This window comes from Arthrobacter sp. ISL-30 (assembly GCF_018613855.1).
GTDB lineage: Bacteria > Actinomycetota > Actinomycetes > Actinomycetales > Micrococcaceae > Arthrobacter.
This window is the reverse complement of sequence record NZ_JAGGPK010000028.1, coordinates 26,113-43,716: the sequence shown is the minus strand read 5'-3', so window position 1 is coordinate 43,716 and position 17,604 is coordinate 26,113. Positions and strand designations below refer to the sequence as shown.

The window sequence follows — 17,604 nt, the reverse complement described above, 5'->3', positions numbered from 1 at the left end:
TTCTATTACGTCATCAGTTTGTGATCTATTTCAAAAAATCCTGCTACAGTCTACGGCAGACCGAGGTAAGCCTTGCCTTACAAGTCGTCACTCCCCGTCATCTTCTTTGAAAGCGACTCCGTGAAAACACGCATCCTCAAGCAGCTCAGTGCTGTTGCCGCCGGTGCAGCGCTGCTGGCCACTACCGCCTGCGGTGCCCCGGCCGCCAGCTCCCAGAGCACCGCCGCCGCTGCCGACACGGCCGGCTACCCGCTCACCATGGAACACACCATGGGCTCCACCACCATCGAAAAAGCGCCCAAGCGGGTTGTTGCGCTGGATCCCAGCTACATCGACGCCACGCTCCTGCTCGGCGGAGACCTCGTTGGTTATGTCCAGTACCGCCAGGACCCGAAGTCGCCGTTCGCCCCTTACCTCGGCGATGTCGCCGAAGCCACCAAGGACTCAGTCAACGTCGGCACCCTCGCTGAACCGAACCTGGAAAAGATCCTCGAACTGAAGCCGGACCTGATCGTTTCGGCAAAGGTTCGCCACGAGGCCCTGTACGCCCAGCTGTCCAAGATCGCGCCCACCATCTTCTCCGTCAGCACCGGCCCGACCTGGAAAGAGAACATTGTCTTCCTGGGCGAGGCACTGGGCAAGAAGGCCAAGGCCGAGGAACTCGTCAAGGGCTATGAAGAGCGCGCGCAGAAGGTTGGGGCAGCAATCCTGGCCAAGAGGCCTGAGGCCACTTACTCACTGGTTCGCTTCACCGGCGGAGACACCGCGCGCCTGTACTCCTCCAACTCCTTCATCGGCGAGATCATGGCCGACATGCGCATCCCGCGGCCGAAGGATGCCCCGGACACCGAGAAGGAAATCTTCGTTCCCCTTTCCTCCGAGCAGATCCTGCAGGGCGACGCCGGCCTGGTGATGGTGAGCGCATACACCCCGGCAGGCGCCGAAGGCGACAAGGCCCGCGCGCAGCAGGAGAAGTTCCAGTCCAACCCCCTGTGGCAGCGGCTGCAGGGCGAGGTCAAGCCGGTCGATGACGGGACGTTCATTGCGTCCGTCAGCATCCAGGGAGCACATGCTGTGATCACTGAACTGGCCAAGCACTACGGCGTGGACCCCCAGCTGCCGTAGCCGGGTTTGGAGGCAGCGGCCACCCCAGGAAAGCACTCCTGAGGCCGCTGCCTCCGCTGCATAGTGGCCGTCTCCACGGCACCCAACTGTTCGGACAGTGGCATCCGCCGCAGAAAGGAAATCGCCCTTGAGCGCCGCCCTTCCCAGCGACGAATATCCACTGCGCGTCTTCGACGTCGTTGTCTCCGGTGTCCGGAACCCGACGCCACGCCTAAGGCGAGTCACTTTCACGGGCACCGCGCTGCAGCGCTTTGGGGTTCCCGGCCCAAGACAGGACGTGAGGATCAGGATGCTCCTTCCGGTTCCCGGCTATGACCTGGACCCGATTGGAGGGCCGGAAGGCCAGCTGCAGGAAGGCTGGTACCAGGACTGGCTCAGGGGCGAACTGCCAGGCCGTGGCTGGATACGCACCTACACGGTCCGCGCCCTCCGTACCGTCGCCGGTGGCCAGGAACTCGACGTCGATTTCGTCATCCATTCCGCACCCGAGGGGAGCACTGCCCCCGGCTCGGACTGGGCCCAGGCGGCCACTGTCGGCACCCGAGTCTCCTTCATCGGACCTGATAGCACCGCAATCAGTGCCGCTACACCCCTCTGCGACATGGGAATCAGGTGGAACCCGCAAGGCGCCCAACAGGTCCTCCTGGCCGGGGACGAAACGGCCGTCCCGGCTATCAGCTCGATTCTTGAAACACTACCGGCCCACATCACGGGGCATGCCTTCCTGGAGGTTTCGGATCCCAGAGACTTTTTGGATATCGGCACTGGTTCCGGGGTCCGAATCACCTGGCTGGCCCGCAATCCAGAAGGCTCACTCGGCGACGGTTCTTCCGACGGCGGACTGCTGTGCCATGCAGTCAAAGCTGCCCTTGGTGGCCAGGATGTCTTTTCCTCCCCGGAAGGCGCGTCTTCCGAGGAAGGCGCGGCGGCCATATACGCTTGGGTGGGCGCCGAGGCCAGCGTGGTGAAGATCCTGCGCCGATACCTTGTGAACGAGGTCGGGCTGAATCCCAAACAGTCCGAGTTCAGGGCTTACTGGAGCCTGGGCAAGGCAGGCTCAGGGAGCACTGGCATTCCGATCTCCCAATCCCGGCCAATTTTGGCATGATTCTCTGTACACAAACGCCAGAAGCAGGTCGAATGGAACATGGGGAACATTCTGAAAATCTGGCGGGCGGAATTGAGGCGGGCGTTCACCGGACATCCCGACTCGACGCCCCTCTGGGTCCCGCGCCTGGCCGAGGGTAACGACGTCGGTTACCACCTTCCGGGCTCCGCTGTCTGGGCAGTGCATGGCTCGATGCCAACAATTGTGGCCGGTATTCGGGTGCTGCTGATGCAGTCCCTCCATCCAGGAGCCTTGGCCGGTGTCTATGATCACTCGGGTTTTAAGAAGGATCCCCTAGGCCGGCTGGCCAGTACCATCCAATGGATCTTCACCGTCACCTACGGCTCCCGGGAAGCGGCGCAGGAGGCAACCAATCGGGTGAAGCGGATTCACGAAAGAGTCCACGGAACATATCTGGACGCCCAAGGGAACACCAGGAACTATTCGGCGAACGATCCCGGGCTCCTGAGATGGGTCCATGTGGCCTATGCAGATTCCTTTGTCAAAGCCCACGAGATCTGGGGTGGGCCCATTCCCGGCGGCCCCGACGCTTACATTCGTGAATGGGCGCAAGCAGCCCGGCTGATGGGGATCGTTGATCCGCCGCTGGACCAGGCTTCTGTTAAGGCGGAAATGGACGACTGGTACAACGCCGGTGTGCTACGGGCCGATGACCGCCTGAAGGAAACGGTGGAATTCATCCGCAACCCTCCGCTTCATCCATCGCTTTGGCCTGGATACAAAGTCCTCTTCGCGGCAGCGGTGGCCAGCCTTGAACCGAAATACCGCGAACTCCTCGGACTTCGGAGACCCCATCTCGGCCCAGTACCACTTCCGGCCATCACGGCCGCCCGCATGACCCTCGCCGTCGTCCGCCTTATTTTGGGACGCAAGGGACCGAGCGAACTGGCGGCGCGCCAGCGGCTACGGAGGCTCGGCTATGAGTCCGGTTCTGATAACTGGCAGTCAGCAAATGCAGATAGCTGAACGCACGGCAGCGACAGCTACCGGCTCTTTTCCGCCACCGAAAAAAGACCAGCGGAGAGACCGCCGGCACCGATGCTAAGCAGCAGGAGTCCCAAAGCCAGAGGGGCAAGGGTGCGGGCCTGGAATACACAGAGCCCGCCTGAGGCGACGAGCACGACCATTGCAGCAAGGTAAACGCGGAACATAACAGTCTCCATTGACTTGTAATGACCATGAAATTGAGCGTGTTAGTACAAAGGAAGGACCTGGCATTCCTGAACGAAATGATCAGGAATGCCAGGTCCTCCGTTCTCTTCCGCTAGATCAGCGCGTCGGAGAGGTGGTTCGGAGTGCCGAACCGGTGGGCCGTGATGCTGACGGCCTGTTCGTGGAGGAACGGCAGCAGTTCGATCCGCCCGGCCGGGGTCACCTCGCCGTGGTAGACCGCGACGTCGGGACGTCCGCCGGTTGCTGCGCTCAAGGCGCTGCTGTTGCCGCCGATCAGGCGGACCCGTCCGGCTCCCAGAGTTGCCGCACGATTCAGCCAGGCGGCGTCATCCTCAATGCGGGTCTTCACTCCAAGCCCGGCGAAGGCGGTTGCTACGGCGTCGGGGATGGCAACAGCAGAGGACACGGTCACGCTGGAACCTGCGACGGCTCCCGCCGCCACCACGCGGAGCAGCTCAACGAGCCGTTCCCCTTCGGAAAGGCGAACCGTGACCGGCAGCGGGCGATACCGGAAAACGTTGCGCTCCGCGGTAAGGCCGGAAACGTCCTTGCGGGTGCCGAACTCGTCCGACCAGGCAGCGGCGTCGCTGAAGAGCGCGCCCTGCAGCCACTCGGCCTCGGCGGCGTCGACGGCGGAGCCGGCATTCTTCGCGGCCGCAAGGATGGACGCGGCAGCTCCCTTGAGCGTGACGCCCGGGCGGGCAGCCGGTTCAGCAGGGAGCCAGTTACCCAGGCCGATCAGGTAGTTCGGGCCACCGGCCTTGGTACCCGCGCCCACTGCCGACTTCTTCCAGCCACCGAACGGCTGCCTCTGGACGATGGCGCCGGTGATGCCGCGGTTGACGTAGAGGTTGCCAGCCTGGATGGTGTCCAGCCAGAGCCCGATCTCCGCCGAGTCCAGGGAGTGCAAGCCGGCCGTGAGGCCGTATTCGATGTCATTCTGGATTGCGATGGCCTCTTCCAGGGTCTCCGCCGTCATGACTCCAAGCACCGGGCCGAAGAATTCGGTCAGGTGGTAGTACGATCCGCGCTTGACTCCGGAACGTACGCCCGGGGACCACAGCCGTCCAGTGGCGTCGAGCTGCTGGGGCTTGACGGCCCAGGTCTCGCCCTCGCCGAGCGTGGTCAGGGCGTTGAGCAGCTTGCCCTTGGCCGGCTCGATGATGGGGCCCATCTGCGTTGTGGCGTCGGCGGGGTAGCCCACCTTCAGGGAACGCGTGGCGTCAAGCAGCTGGTTGTGGAAGCGGGTAGACGTGGCTACGGATCCCACCAAGATCACGAGCGATGCTGCCGAGCACTTCTGCCCCGCATGTCCGAACGCCGACTGGACGACGTCCTTTGCCGCAAGGTCCAGGTCTGCGCTGGGAGTGACGATGATGGCATTCTTCCCTGAGGTCTCGGCCAGCAGCGGTAGATCCTCACGGAAGGAACGGAACAGCTCAGCGGTCTCATAGCCGCCGGTGAGGATGACCCGGTCCACGCTGGGGTGGGACACCAGCTGGGTGCCAAGGTCCCGCTCCTCGAGCTGGACGAGGGCCAGGACTTCGCGGGGAACGCCGGCTTCCCACAGTGCATCCACCATGACCGAACCCGAGCGGCGGGCCTGCTTGGCAGGCTTGATCACGACGGCGGAGCCGGCGGCGAGCGCCGCGAGCGTCGATCCGGCGGGGATGGCCACGGGGAAGTTCCACGGAGGTGTCACGACGGTGAGGTTGGCAGGAACGAACGTGGCGCCGTCGACCTTTTCCAGGTCCTTGCCGCGTTCCGCGTAGTAGTGCGCAAAGTCGATCGCTTCGCTGACCTCGGGATCGCCCTGCTCAATGGTCTTGCCCGTTTCGGAAGCCATGACCTCAAGCAACTCGGCTCGGCGGGCCTCCATGATGTCACCGGCACGGTGCAGGATGGCACCACGCTCTGCGGCAGACATGGCTGCCCACTTCTTGCCATGCTCAACAGCCGTGGCGATGATGTGCTCGAGTTGATCGGCGTCGGTCACCTTGGTGGCCTCGACGACGTCGTTGCCCGCCGTGGAGTTCGGGATGCGCGCCAGGATCTTCCGGCCCCACTCCCGGTTGGCCGGAAGGGCGGGGTCGGTGTCCGGGGTGTTGGCAAAGCCCTCGGTGGGAGCGGGGGCCGACGGCTTGTTGCGGTCCTGCTTGCGGTTGGGTTCCGGAACGGAATCGTCCAGGTTTTCCAGCGAGCGCAGGAAGCGGTTCCGTTCGCGTTCGAACAACGCCTCATTCTCGCTGAGTTCAAAGACTGCCGACATGAAGTTGTCCTGGCTCGCGCCTTCCTCCAGTCGGCGGATGAGGTACGCGATGGCGACGTCGAACTCGCCCGGGTGCACAACGGGCGTGTACAGCAGGAGGCTGCCGACGTCCTTGCGGACCGCCGTGGCCTGGCCGGTGGCCATACCGAGCAGCATCTCGAATTCAATGCCTTCAGTGACTCCGCGTTCCTTGGCGAGCAGCCAGGAGAAGGCGATGTCGAACAGGTTGTGTCCGGCTACGCCGATGCGCACTGCGTCGATGCGCTCCTTGGTCAGGGAGTAATTGAGGACACGCTTGTAGTTGGTGTCCGAGTCCTGCTTGGTTCCCCAGGTGGCCAGCGGCCAGTCGTGCAGGGATGCCTCCACCTGTTCCATCGGCAGGTTAGCGCCCTTCACGACGCGGACCTTGACTGGGGCTCCGCCCTGGGCCCGGCGGGCCGCTGCCCACTCCTGGAGCTTCTGCATCGCGGAGAGCGCATCCGGCAGGTACGCCTGGAGGACGATGCCGGCTTCAAGGTTCTTGAACTCCGGCTTGTCCAGGATGCGGGTGAAGACCTCCATGGTGAGGCTCAGGTCCTTGTATTCCTCCATGTCCAGGTTGATGAACTTGGGCTTGGGGAAGGAAGCAGCGAGGTGGTAGAGCGGTGTCAGCTTCTCAACGACGTGCTCCACGGCCTCATCGAAGGACCACAGTGAGTGCGGAGCTACGGTGGAGGATTCCTTGATGGAGACGTAGTCGACGTCGTCCCTCGCCAGCAGCTTGAGGGTCCCCTCAAGGCGGCGGTTGGCTTCGTGCTCTCCGAGCACGGCTTCGCCGAGGAGGTTGACGTTCAGGTGGACGCCTTCCTGGCGGATCTTGGAGATCGCCGGCCCCAGCTTGGAGTCGGTAGCGTCCACGATCAGGTGGCCCACCATATCGCGAAGTACCTTGCGGGCGATCGGGATGACGACGTGCGGCAGGATGGGCGCCATGATGCCGCCGGCGCGAACCGCACTGCGCATGTACCAGGGAAGGAACGTGGGGCATTTCGGCGCCAGGCGGGCAAGGTTGCGTCCAGCGACGGAAAGGTCCTCCGGGCGGATGACGCCGTCGACGAAGCCGACCGTGAAGTCCAGTCCATTGGGGTCCTTCAGCACGCCTGCGAGTCGCTGGGCGGAGACGTCCACGGGAATCTTGGAGGCCTCAGTGAGCCAGTGTCGGACCAGGCTGACGGCTTCGTCTGCCAGTTCCCTGAAGTGACCGGATTCCTGTGCGCTGTGAATAACGGCGTCGCGTGTAGGGGTCATGATCGTCTCGTTCTTTCTGGGCTTGGATTGCTCTGTTTCAACCAGTATGGATCTACAATCACGTTAGGAAAAGCGATCTTTTCCGATGAATATTGATTAGAAATGACGAGTTATTGGAGGCCGCCATGTTGGACGTCCGGAGGCTTCGCCTGCTGCACGAACTGAAGATCCGGGGAACGCTCGCCGAGGTGGCTGATGCCATGAAGTACAGCCCTTCTTCAGTCTCCCAGCAGCTCACGCTCCTGGAGAAGGAGGCAGGCGTCAAACTGCTCCGTAAGTCGGGACGGCGAGTGCAACTGACCGCCCAGGCCGAGATTCTCGTCGAACACACTGCGGCCCTGCTGGCCACCCTGGAGCGGGCCGAAACAGATCTTGCGGCGTCGTTGTCCACGGTAACCGGCACCGTCCGGCTGGCCGTTTTCCAGTCCGCGGCACTCGCACTGATGCCGGAGTTCCTCACTATCATGAAGAACGAGTATCCAGAGGTGCGCGTGGAGATGACCCAGCGCGAACCTGAGACCGCCCTGTATGAAACGTGGGCCCGGGACTTCGACATCGTCGTGGCCGAGCAATATCCGGGGCATGCTGCGCCGCACCATCCGGGACTCGATCGCGCCACCCTCACCAGTGACGCGCTCCGGTTGGCCACTCCCCCTCTGGGTCTGGGCGGCGAAGACATCAATTCTCTGACGGACACGGCCAAATTAGCGTGGGTCATGGAGCCCCGCGGGGCGGCATCGCGGCACTGGGCAGAGCAGGCCTGCCGCTCGGCCGGCTTCGAACCCGATGTCCGCTACGAAACTGCGGACCTCCAGGCGCAGATCCGGCTGATCGAATCCGGCAACGCCGTCGCCCTGATGCCGGACCTCGTATGGACCGGACGCTCGCTCCCGGTCCAGTTGCTTGACCTCCCCGGGCTGCCGCGACGCACTGTCTTCACCTCCACACGCACGGCCGGACGCATCCACCCCGCCATTCTGGCCTGCCGGCAGGTGCTCGAAAGGGTGGCCGCCCAACAACGGGTAGCGTACGAGGAGGGGTGACGCCGCCGCCGTGTGAGTGGGTGCCGCCGTCGAGGTGTGAGATCTCGGCGTATTCACCAAGCCAAAGCGCAGAGACCTCACACCTCGGCTGGGAAACAGGGGCGGGACGCAAAAAGGCCCCGGTCCTAAGACCGGGGCCAAAACGCGGAGAATGGGGGATTTGAACCCCCGAGGGCGTTAACCCAACACGCGTTCCAGGCGTGCGCCATAGGCCGCTAGGCGAATTCTCCATCTGCTTCTGAATCAAAAGCAGATACTAGATTACCTGAACATTCCTGCATCGCCCAATCGAGCGATTGAGCCCTGGAATGGCACAGTTTGCACAGCCCACCCCTTATCGCGACAGAGGCCTTAACGTCAAAATGGACGCCCCCAATGCGTCCATTCCTCCGGTAACACCATTGAGCTGCCGGGTCCAGCCCTCGCTCCAGGCCCTGCAGCTCACAATCTGGACATTGCCCCAATCGGTGTACATACCCATGGTCTGCCCTGCACCGTCGATTGACAATGGCCAAAAGACCCTAGGCAGGCGTCGGCTGGGAAGATAATGCCATGGAAAAGCTCCACACTCTGGTGGTTTACGTGCCCGAATCCCATGCCGAAGACCTTTTGAAAGCCATTGGCGACGCCGGTGCAGGCCGAATTGGAGAATACTCCCACTGCGCCTTTACCAGCCCTGGGACCGGCAGATTCACGCCCCTCCCCGACGCCAGCCCCTTCATCGGCGACGTAGGAAGCTCCGAGCACGTTGCCGAAATCCGGGTCGAATGCCTGGTGTCCATCGAAGTGCTCGACGGCGTTGTCCGGGCATTGCGGGCAGCGCATCCCTATGAGGAACCGGCCTTCATGAGCTGGCCGGTAAACGTGCACCGATAGGAGCATCTTCCACCCATTCCGGCTGCCCATCCGACTGCCGAGGGTCGATTCGAATGGCATCGGATCTTCGGGTAAGCTTGCTGACGGCCCCTCATGTGGCGTCATCCTGTTGAACTCCCCCAGGACCGGAAGGTAGCAAGGGTAGATGGGCTCTGGCGGGTGCATGAGGGGTCTCTACATTTAAATGTCAGTACCTATAGGTAGGTTTTGAACTGTGACTGTTACTACCGCCCTTTACCGCAGGTATCGCCCCGATTCATTCGCGGACGTTATCGGGCAGGAACATGTCACCGAGCCGCTTATGACGGCCCTGCGCAAGAACCGCGTCAACCACGCCTACCTGTTTTCCGGCCCGCGCGGCTGCGGCAAGACCACCTCGGCCCGCATCCTGGCCCGCTGCCTCAATTGCGCGGAAGGCCCCACGGACACTCCCTGCGGAAAGTGCCCAAGCTGCATTGAGCTCGCACGTGGAGGCTCGGGATCCCTGGACGTCATCGAAATCGATGCAGCCAGCCATGGAGGCGTGGACGACGCCCGTGACCTCCGGGAACGCGCAACGTTCGCACCGGTCAGGGACCGCTACAAGATCTTCATCATTGACGAGGCCCACATGGTCACCTCGGCGGGCTTCAACGCCCTACTGAAGATCGTCGAAGAGCCACCGGAACACATCAAGTTCATCTTCGCCACTACCGAGCCGGACAAGGTCATCGGCACCATCCGCTCGCGCACCCACCACTACCCCTTCCGTTTGGTTCCGCCGGAGCCGCTGCTGAAGTACCTTGAGCAGCTCTGTGCCCAGGAGAACGTCCCGGTAGCCCCCGGAGTCCTGTCCCTGGTCATTCGGGCCGGCGGAGGTTCCGTCCGGGACTCCCTTTCGGTTCTTGACCAACTCATGGCAGGCGCAGGCCCTAACGGGCTGGACTACGAGCTCGCCGTTGCACTCCTTGGCTATACCCACGCTTCGCTGCTCGACGACGTCGTGGAAGCCATCGCCGCCGCGGACTCCGCCAGCGTTTTCCGCGCCGTGGACAGGGTGATCCAGACCGGCCATGACCCCCGGCGCTTCGTTGAGGACCTCCTGGAGCGGTTCCGCGACCTCATCATTGTCCAGGCCATGCCGGACAACGTCCAGGCGATCCTTCGGGGTATCCCAGCCGACCAGATCACCCGCATGCGGACGCAGGCCAACAATCTGGGGGCGGCCGAATTGTCCCGCGCGGCCGACGTCACCAACACCGCCCTCAATGAAATGACGGGTGCCACCTCCCCACGTTTGCACCTCGAACTGCTCTGCGCACGCATCCTCCTCCCAAGTTCAGAGCAGACCGAACGTGGCATCGCGGCACGGATTGATCGCGTCGAACGCCGGCTGAATTACGCTTCGGATGTCGGCGCTGCCATCCCGGCTGGAACAATGGCCGCCTCGCCCTCCGCCGCTTCGACGCCGGCCACGACGCGGCCAGCTGCTTCGCCGGCACAGGTACCGCGACCGGCTCCGCCTGCTGGAGCGACGCCGTCCGCCGCCCCCGCCGCAAGCCTGGAGTCTGCCCGCCCGGACGCTGTACAGCCTTCGGACTCGGTACGCGAGGCGGTCACGGCTCCCCGTGCCACCACGACTGACCGGCCGGTGGACGAGCGCCGAGTCGATGAGCGTCCAGCAGCTTCAGGTTCCCAGTCACAGCAGGGTCCTCCAGCCCAGCCGGACAGCCCGGCCCAGCAACGGCCCAACACCACTGCTCAACAGCGGCAGGATAGCCCGGCCACGAGTCAGCCACCGGCTGCTCCAACCGGTGGCCAGGCTCCTGCCGCAAGGCCAACAGGTGGCGGAGACGTCGAGGTACTGCGCCGAGCATGGCCCGATATCCTGCAGACGCTCGCAAAGATTAAGCGGAGTACGTGGGCCCTCGTGGAACCAAATGCCCAAGTGGCCCAGTTCGATGGCCAGTTTCTTACGCTCGCCTTCACCACCACGGGGCTGGCTGGCGCATTCGGACGGGCAGATCACTCAGAGAATCTTCGCCAGGCCATTCATAGGACCATTGGCATCGACTGCCAGATCAATGCGGTAGCAGGCAGCGGCCCCGCGAACGGCAACAGCCAGGCGAGCTCTGAGCCAAACCCAAAAGCACTTTCTAGCATCCCGGCCTCTGCGGCCTCCGTGGACGCGGAGTGGGGTCTGGTTCCCGCCTCGGATCCTGATCCGGAGTCGACTCAGGCCGCTCCACAAACTCCTGCACCGGCCCCCGCACAAACTCCTAGACAGGTCCCTGCAGAGTCCCGGGTACAAACTGCGCCTGCCGCATCACCCGTCGGTACTTCAGATTTAGGTACATCGCAGGAGGCAGCAGCCATCCGGCCAAGTAACCCCACTCCTGTAAACCCGGACGCCTCCAGGACCAGTTCCGGGGCACAGCCTTCCCCTGTACCCGCTGCTTCCTCGTCGGCTTCCGACGCGGCAGGCTCTTACGGCTACGCTGACGACGATTGGGGTCCTCCGCTCGATGAGGACGCGCCTCCCCTGGAAGAGGAATCTCCAGCAGACTGGGAACCAGCACCCCGACAGCAGGCCCGCTCTCCGGAAGCATCCGGGACGGGTCCGGCGGCAAGTGCTCCTGACACTTCCGAGGATCCCTGGTCACGCGCTGTTGAGCATGCGCCCGGCGCCTGGGTGGTGGGGACCGAGTCCAATGTGGGCCGGTCGTTGACGGACTCTAATGCAGACGCAGACTCCGCAGGAAACGGGTGTGGGCTAGCGGCAGCCCAAAGAACGCCGGAGTATGAACCGGCAGCAGCACAGGTCCCAGCCCATGCCAAAGCAGACCCCGTGGAGGCGCAATGGGACATAGCGGAGGCTGCCGTGAAGCCGGCCCCGCAGGTCCCCTCTTCCCCGACGCAGCCCATATCCATTCCGGCTCGGGCGGTAAGGGCGACTCCGTCCGGAGAAATGCGGCAGGCCAGCGGGATGCAGGCGTCCGGAGCACGTTCCCTGACTGCCGTCGTCGATGCGCCACGTGCCTCCGGGCCTTCCCCCGCCACGGCTGGGCAAGGCCGCCAGAGCCTCTACCAGCGACTCTCCAATAGTCCAGAGGCACAGGCTGGCCGGGGCTTTGCCCCCGCCCGCGCCCCGCAGGCTGCCGCAACGACTTACGTGGAAGACGTTCCGAGCGCGGATGACGAAACTATCGAGGAATCGGGAGTATTTGGTCGGGCCGCCGTCGAGCGTATTCTGGGCGGAAAGCTCCTTGAAGAGCGATCCCTGGATGGCACTCCACTGCGCTGACCAGCGCCGCGTCGGCGGTAGCTACCGCCATGTGTGACATCAAACGAACGAGGAAATTGTGTACGAAGGTGCAGTTCAGGAGCTGATCGATGAACTCGGCAGGCTCCCTGGCGTCGGGCCAAAATCTGCCCAACGTCTCGCGTTCCACATTCTTGAAGCCGACCCGGAGGACATGAAGCGGCTGGTCGCGGCCATCACCACAGTCAAGGAACGCGTCAAGTTCTGCTCCATCTGCGGCAACGTTACGGAACAGGAAACCTGCAGCATTTGCCGCGACCCCCGCCGCGATCCGTCGGTTATCTGCGTCGTGGAGGAATCCAAGGACGTACTTGCCGTTGAGCGGACGCGTTCGTTCCGCGGCAAGTATCACGTCCTGGGCGGGGCCATCAACCCCATCGCCGGCATCGGCCCGGAACAATTGCGCATCCGCGAGCTGCTGACACGCCTCAACGACGGTGCCATCCAGGAAATCATTATTGCCACCGACCCCAACCTGGAAGGCGAGGCCACAGCCACATACCTTGCGCGCATGCTCAAGTCGATCGGCGTCGCCGTCACTCGGCTGGCTTCGGGCCTCCCCGTGGGTGGGGACCTTGAATACGCCGACGAGGTAACGCTGGGACGAGCCTTCGAGGGCCGCCGGAACGCCCTGTCCTAGTAGTCGCCAATAGTCCTGGTCCTGGTGCGCCCAGGTCAGGTCCCGGAATCCTGGTGACGGCGGAGATTGGTCACAATTCCTCTGCCGGAGCCGGGCGACGATAAACTGTGGCCATAAGTTACGCCGTCGTGCCATTGGCCGTCAGCCCCTGAACCCCCGATGATCCAGTGAGGGTGCGCGCATGAGTATGCCCACTACCGAGTTGAAGACCGAGCCGCAGCATGCAGAGCTGCCCATTGAGGGCGCCGTTACCAAGCAGCTGATTGTGCAGAAGTTCGGTGGCTCCTCGGTCGCCGACGCGGATGGAATAAAGCGGGTGGCCCGGCGCGTCGTCGATGCCCAAAAGGCCGGCAACGAAGTTGTTGTGGTTGTCTCCGCGATGGGCGACACCACCGATGAACTCCTGGACCTTGCAGCCCAGGTCACTGATTCCGCTCCCGCCCGTGAAATGGATATGCTCCTCTCCGCCGGGGAACGCATCTCCATGGCCCTGCTAGCCATGGCCATCAACAAGTTCGGCGCCTCCGCCCAGTCCTTCACGGGCTCGCAGGCCGGCATGATCACCGACGGCATCCATGGCAAGGCGCGCATCATCGACGTCGACCCCCACCGGATCCGTACGGCCCTGGACAAGGGGCACATCGCCATCGTGGCCGGCTTCCAGGGAATGAGCCGCACCACCAACGAGATCACCACCCTTGGCCGTGGTGGCTCGGACACCACGGCGGTGGCGCTGGCTGCCGCCCTCGAAGCCGACGTCTGCGAAATCTACACCGACGTTGACGGCGTCTACACCGCCGATCCCCGCGTCGTGTCGTCCGCGCAGAAGATCGACCGCATCTCCAGCGAGGAGATGCTGGAACTGGCCGCCTCCGGCGCCAAGATCCTCCACCTGCGCTGCGTGGAGTACGCACGCCGATTCGGTGTACCGCTGCATGTCCGCTCATCATTCAGCCAGCACGAAGGCACCTGGGTGATGCCCGGGGCCCACGACAAGATCACGACTCAAGAGGGAGTTGCCTTGGAGCAGCCAATCATCTCCGGCGTTGCACATGACCGGTCCGAAGCCAAGGTTACCGTTGTGGGTGTCCCTGACATTCCGGGCAAGGCAGCAGCCATTTTCCAGGTCATCGCCGACGCGCATTCGAACATCGACATGATCGTCCAGAATGTGTCCACGCACGGTACGGGCCGCACGGATATCTCCTTCACCCTGCCGATCGTCGAGGGCGCCGACGCGCTGGCAGCCCTGCGGGCAGCCGAGTCCGAGATCGGCTTCGAGAGCATTGAGTACAACGAAAAGATTGGCAAGCTGTCCCTCATTGGCGCCGGCATGCGTTCCCACCCGGGCGTGTCCGCAACATTCTTCAAGGCCCTGTCCGACGCCGGTATCAACATCGACATGATCTCCACCTCGGAAATTCGTATCTCCGTGGTGACCAATGCCGAACTGCTTGACGATGCCGTCCGTGCCATCCACGCCGCATTCGAACTCGACGGCGAAGCGGAAGCAACCGTTTACGGCGGCACGGGCCGCTAAGCCGCAAAAGGATAAGCAAAAGAACAAGCAGAAGGACCGGGGCCAATGGCTCCGGTCCTTTGTTTTCATCAGTCAGTGTGTTCTTGTCACCCGCTAGTTATGGTCCAAGCCTTGTCCGTGCCAGGTTCAGTGCCTTGTTCGCGGGCCATGATCGTCCTTGCGGACCGCGTAGTGATGTCCCTGGTCATCCGACTCGACCTCGAAGTGCTGCAGCTCTTCTTCAGAGGCAGTCTCAAAGTCGTCATGCTTGTGCATTACGGGAGCCTCGACGTCGCCGCGGTTAGCCGGTCCGAAGACGGACTGGAGCCGTTCAGTCACATGGAGAAAACCTTCCAGTACCCGTCCCACTGTTCCCACCTCCTTCCCGAAAAAAGGTGAAGCGGTTCAGCCGTCACTGGTGGTCCCAGTGCCCTCATTTTACGCCCGCTCCCCTGAAAAAGGCCCGGCCGTCGACGGCTTAGGGAGTTTAGCGGAGAGACTTGTCGTCCGGATTCCTGGGCACCACGTACGTGCTTCCGTCGGGCCGGCGAATGGTCTCCCACTGCTGCGTCTCGGCCTCGCGTTGCGCCAGGAGGGATCTGTTGGCGTCCGTCATCTCGTGGTCAAGGGAACTGCTGTGTGCTGGCCCAAACACGGCACGAAGCTTGCCAGTGATCCGCATAAACCTGCCGGCGAAGGTTTCCTTTGACGCCACGGTCGTCTCCCTTTCGATTAGCTTTGCCCCTTAAGCGTACACTAACTATTAGTGCACTAATTGTTGCTTGGCCGACCCACGAAACCTGGAGGAACCAGTGAGCACAACCGACGAAGTCGCTTCGAGCATGGAGGACGAGGATCTGCTGCTCAACCGGCAACTCTGCTTCGCCCTTACCGTGGCATCCCGCAGTGTTGTGGGCGCCTACAAGCCAGTCCTTGACCGGCTGGGCCTGACACATCCGCAGTATCTGGTGATGCTCGCCTTGTGGGAACAAAGCCCTCGCACACTAAAGGACCTGGGCGAGACACTGCTCCATGAGCCGGCCACGCTGTCACCCCTCCTGCGCCGGCTCGAGGAAGCCGGACTCGTCACCCGGGATCGAGTTCCTGTCAATGAGCGCGCCTTGGCCATCAGGCTGACCCGGCGTGGCGAGGACCTTCGTGAAAAGGCATTGGATGTGCCCGGCACCATGATGCAGCGGCTGGGCCTGACACGCGGCGAAGTCGAGGAGCTCAATGAAGCGATGAGGAGACTCATCGCAGCCACGCGCCAGCCGATGGCCGAGTCCAGCCAGCCAGGGGAATAGGGGGCCAGGGAAGGCACGCCTGAAACAGGATCCCCAGCGTAAAATGGCACAAATGAGGACTACCATGCGCATGCGCGACGCGGCACATCTGCTGCTCGCGGCCCTCTCGGCCGCGGTCCTTGCCGGCTGCGGGGGCACACCTCCCGGAACCAGCCCAACCGGAACCAGCCCAGCACCGACTGCCCCTGCACCGAGCCCCTCTGTGCCAATCTCCCCTGCCCCCACGCACACCGACCCTCCCACAGCGGGCAAGGGCGACGCAGAACTCTCCATCCTCGTCAAGGCTTCGGAGTCCGCGGCCCCGGATAGTTTCACGCTCGTCTGCAAGGACGGTACGCCGGCGGAGGGAACCCAGCATCCGACGCCGGAGGCTGCGTGCGCCGCACTGAAGGCTGAACCCGGAATCGTCATCCGTGCGCCTCGCCCCACTGACCTCGTCTGCACCATGCAGTACGGCGGCCCGCAAACAGCCATGGTCTCCGGAGCCATTGACGGCAGGGGCTTCGAGTCAACGTTCAGCCTGAAAGACGGGTGCGAAATCAGCGCCTGGAACGCGGCCCGCGACGTCCTGGGCTCAACGGGTGGAGCGTTCTAGCCTCCGGCACCTCCCGCAGGAGCAATGGCTTGAGCTGGAGGATGCCTATTCCAAGCGGGTTCGCCAATACTCGGAGCCGTACCTTGCCCGGCGCTCGGAGGGCCGGAAACACCCGGTGGAGGATTTCCTCTTCACCTACTACACCCAAAAGCCCGGCCAGCTCCTGCGCTGGCACCCGGGAGAAGGCGTCGTCCTTTCCGGCGAGCGCGCTGCCCAGCGATCCGGCTGGAAGTATTACAGGAGGCTCGACGCCGGAGAACTCGCCGCCGTCGGACTGCACGCCGATACCGACGCCGTGACTTTTGACCGTGCTCGGTTCCTGGACGAGCGGCTGGATGCCATTCGGTTCGCCGGCATCATTCTTTCCGGTACGGTCGCCCGGCCTGCGCAGTACGGCTGCTTTGGGCTGCACGAATGGGCAATGGTGTATCGGCAGGACAAGTTCGACCTCCGGCATGAATACCTGCAGCTCCGCCTTGGACCCGGAGGAACGGACGAGGTGGTCGAAAAAAACCGCATCCGGTGTTCACACTTTGATGCTTTCCGTTTCTACACTCCGGACGCCATCCCCCTCAACGAGCTCTCGCCCACTCGAGAGAATCAACGGAATATGGAGCAGCCAGGCTGCCTGCACGCCAACATGGACCTTTACAAATGGGCGTACAAGCTGGCACCTGCGCTGCCCAGCGAACTGGTGATGGACTGCTTCGAATTGTCCTGGCGCATCCGTGCCATGGACATGCAGGCGTCGCCCTACGACCTGGCCGATTGGGGCTACCCTGCCATTAGGATCGAGACGCCCCAGGGCAAGGCCCAATACGTTGAATACCAGCGCGCTTTCGCTGAGGAGGCACAGGCGCTGCGCCATCGGCTCCTGGTGGCCCTGCAACCCTTGCTGTCCAGCACGGGTCAATGAAGCACGGAGCGATGAAGGGCGAGGAGAGGCACAAATGGAATTCAGGGACGGACAGTACGATATCGATCTGACCGTTGAGCTCAGCGAGTCCCCGGAAGCAGAGGGCATCATGTTCGTGCTCCTGGGCAGCAACGGCATGGTCGCTCCGGGATCAACGGTTCCGGACGCGCCCGCAGCCCTCGCCGCCGTCGAACGCTTCGGCGAAGAGATTTTCTTCCCGGAACCGCGGCCGGACAGGATCTGCACCCAGCAGTACGGCGGACCTCAGGTTGCCGTTGTCAGCGGCTGGTTCCATGGCCGACCTGTGTCCAGCCATTTCAGCCGTACGGATGGCTGTGAGATCGCCCGCTGGAAGACCATGGCACCGCTCCTGGGTGGAATGGGCGGTGCCTGGGGTGGCGCGGAGGGAAACAGCTAAACGTTACCA

The 17,604-nt window shown here is 63.2% G+C and carries 16 protein-coding genes, 1 tRNA gene and 1 other RNA gene; 13 read left to right on the top strand and 5 right to left on the bottom strand.

The features are described from left to right. Positions 1–120 precede the first annotated feature (120 nt). The 3 genes from J7E82_RS11665 to J7E82_RS11655 all read left to right on the top strand — a co-directional run bounded on the left by J7E82_RS11665 (position 121) and on the right by J7E82_RS11655 (position 3,220). Positions 121–1,125 carry an iron-siderophore ABC transporter substrate-binding protein gene (locus J7E82_RS11665; protein WP_308113778.1) on the top strand — a complete coding sequence of 335 codons (1,005 nt, stop codon included), beginning with the start codon at positions 121–123 and terminating at the stop codon, positions 1,123–1,125. A 127-nt stretch (positions 1,126–1,252) separates the two neighbouring features. Continuing rightward, positions 1,253–2,233, top strand: a complete 981-nt coding sequence (locus J7E82_RS11660; RefSeq protein WP_214862769.1) for a siderophore-interacting protein — start codon at positions 1,253–1,255, stop codon at positions 2,231–2,233. Between the two features lie 39 nt (positions 2,234–2,272). Beyond that, positions 2,273–3,220 (top strand): oxygenase MpaB family protein, encoded by a 948-nt coding sequence (locus J7E82_RS11655; RefSeq protein ID WP_214862768.1) that lies wholly within the window; start codon positions 2,273–2,275, stop codon positions 3,218–3,220. 17 nt (positions 3,221–3,237) lie between these two features. On the opposite strand, the gene J7E82_RS11650 is transcribed toward J7E82_RS11655, so the two are convergent. Both J7E82_RS11650 and J7E82_RS11645 read right to left on the bottom strand, forming a co-directional pair. Then, complete coding sequence (locus J7E82_RS11650; RefSeq protein ID WP_214862767.1) at positions 3,238–3,405, bottom strand: hypothetical protein; 168 nt, start codon at positions 3,403–3,405, stop codon at positions 3,238–3,240. A gap of 113 nt (positions 3,406–3,518) precedes the next feature. Then, positions 3,519–6,983, bottom strand: coding sequence for a bifunctional proline dehydrogenase/L-glutamate gamma-semialdehyde dehydrogenase (locus J7E82_RS11645; RefSeq protein WP_214862766.1), 3,465 nt, complete (start codon positions 6,981–6,983; stop codon positions 3,519–3,521). A 125-nt stretch (positions 6,984–7,108) separates the two neighbouring features. Here J7E82_RS11645 and J7E82_RS11640 point away from each other — a divergent pair, with 125 nt between their 5' ends. Next, complete coding sequence (locus J7E82_RS11640; protein WP_214862765.1) at positions 7,109–8,026, top strand: LysR substrate-binding domain-containing protein; 918 nt, start codon at positions 7,109–7,111, stop codon at positions 8,024–8,026. Positions 8,027–8,171: 145 nt separating this feature from the next. Here the strand turns inward: J7E82_RS11640 and J7E82_RS11635 are convergent. After that, positions 8,172–8,256, bottom strand: a tRNA-Ser gene (locus J7E82_RS11635). Between the two features lie 322 nt (positions 8,257–8,578). Between J7E82_RS11635 and J7E82_RS11630 the strand changes: the two genes are divergently transcribed. From J7E82_RS11630 to J7E82_RS11610, 5 genes are all read left to right on the top strand, one after another. Beyond that, positions 8,579–8,902, top strand: coding sequence for a hypothetical protein (locus J7E82_RS11630; RefSeq protein WP_214862764.1), 324 nt, complete (start codon positions 8,579–8,581; stop codon positions 8,900–8,902). Positions 8,903–8,984: 82 nt separating this feature from the next. Next, an RNA gene (gene ffs, locus J7E82_RS11625) (signal recognition particle sRNA small type) lies at positions 8,985–9,081 on the top strand. 35 nt (positions 9,082–9,116) lie between these two features. Further along, on the top strand, positions 9,117–12,185 hold the full coding sequence (locus J7E82_RS11620) for a DNA polymerase III subunit gamma and tau (protein ID WP_214862763.1): 3,069 nt from the start codon (positions 9,117–9,119) through the stop codon (positions 12,183–12,185). Between the two features lie 58 nt (positions 12,186–12,243). After that, a complete protein-coding gene (gene recR, locus J7E82_RS11615; RefSeq protein ID WP_214862762.1) occupies positions 12,244–12,843 on the top strand; it encodes a recombination mediator RecR in 600 nt (199 codons plus the stop codon). Positions 12,844–13,024: 181 nt separating this feature from the next. Beyond that, entirely contained in the window at positions 13,025–14,383 is a 1,359-nt protein-coding gene (locus tag J7E82_RS11610; RefSeq protein WP_214862761.1) for an aspartate kinase, read from the top strand. A gap of 126 nt (positions 14,384–14,509) precedes the next feature. Here the strand turns inward: J7E82_RS11610 and J7E82_RS11605 are convergent, their stop codons facing one another. Beyond that, positions 14,510–14,731: a hypothetical protein gene (locus tag J7E82_RS11605; RefSeq protein ID WP_214862760.1), complete on the bottom strand. Its 222-nt coding sequence runs from the start codon at positions 14,729–14,731 to the stop codon at positions 14,510–14,512. A 118-nt stretch (positions 14,732–14,849) separates the two neighbouring features. After that, the gene (locus J7E82_RS11600) at positions 14,850–15,044 is read right to left on the bottom strand and encodes a hypothetical protein (protein ID WP_214862803.1); all 195 of its coding nucleotides are present in this window, start codon (positions 15,042–15,044) and stop codon (positions 14,850–14,852) included. A 160-nt stretch (positions 15,045–15,204) separates the two neighbouring features. Here J7E82_RS11600 and J7E82_RS11595 point away from each other — a divergent pair, with 160 nt between their 5' ends. Genes J7E82_RS11595 through J7E82_RS11580 form a run of 4 tightly spaced genes read left to right on the top strand, consistent with a single transcriptional unit; the run spans position 15,205 to position 17,595 of the window. Next, positions 15,205–15,666, top strand: coding sequence for a MarR family transcriptional regulator (locus J7E82_RS11595; RefSeq protein ID WP_214862802.1), 462 nt, complete (start codon positions 15,205–15,207; stop codon positions 15,664–15,666). A gap of 52 nt (positions 15,667–15,718) precedes the next feature. Beyond that, positions 15,719–16,261: an SSI family serine proteinase inhibitor gene (locus J7E82_RS11590; protein WP_251041787.1), complete on the top strand. Its 543-nt coding sequence runs from the start codon at positions 15,719–15,721 to the stop codon at positions 16,259–16,261. Beyond that, positions 16,248–17,177, top strand: a complete 930-nt coding sequence (locus J7E82_RS11585) for a 3-methyladenine DNA glycosylase (protein WP_214862759.1) — start codon at positions 16,248–16,250, stop codon at positions 17,175–17,177. The genes J7E82_RS11590 and J7E82_RS11585 overlap by 14 nt, the downstream gene beginning before the upstream one ends. 34 nt (positions 17,178–17,211) lie before the next feature. Next, positions 17,212–17,595 (top strand): serine protease inhibitor, encoded by a 384-nt coding sequence (locus J7E82_RS11580; RefSeq protein WP_214862758.1) that lies wholly within the window; start codon positions 17,212–17,214, stop codon positions 17,593–17,595. Positions 17,596–17,604 lie beyond the last annotated feature (9 nt).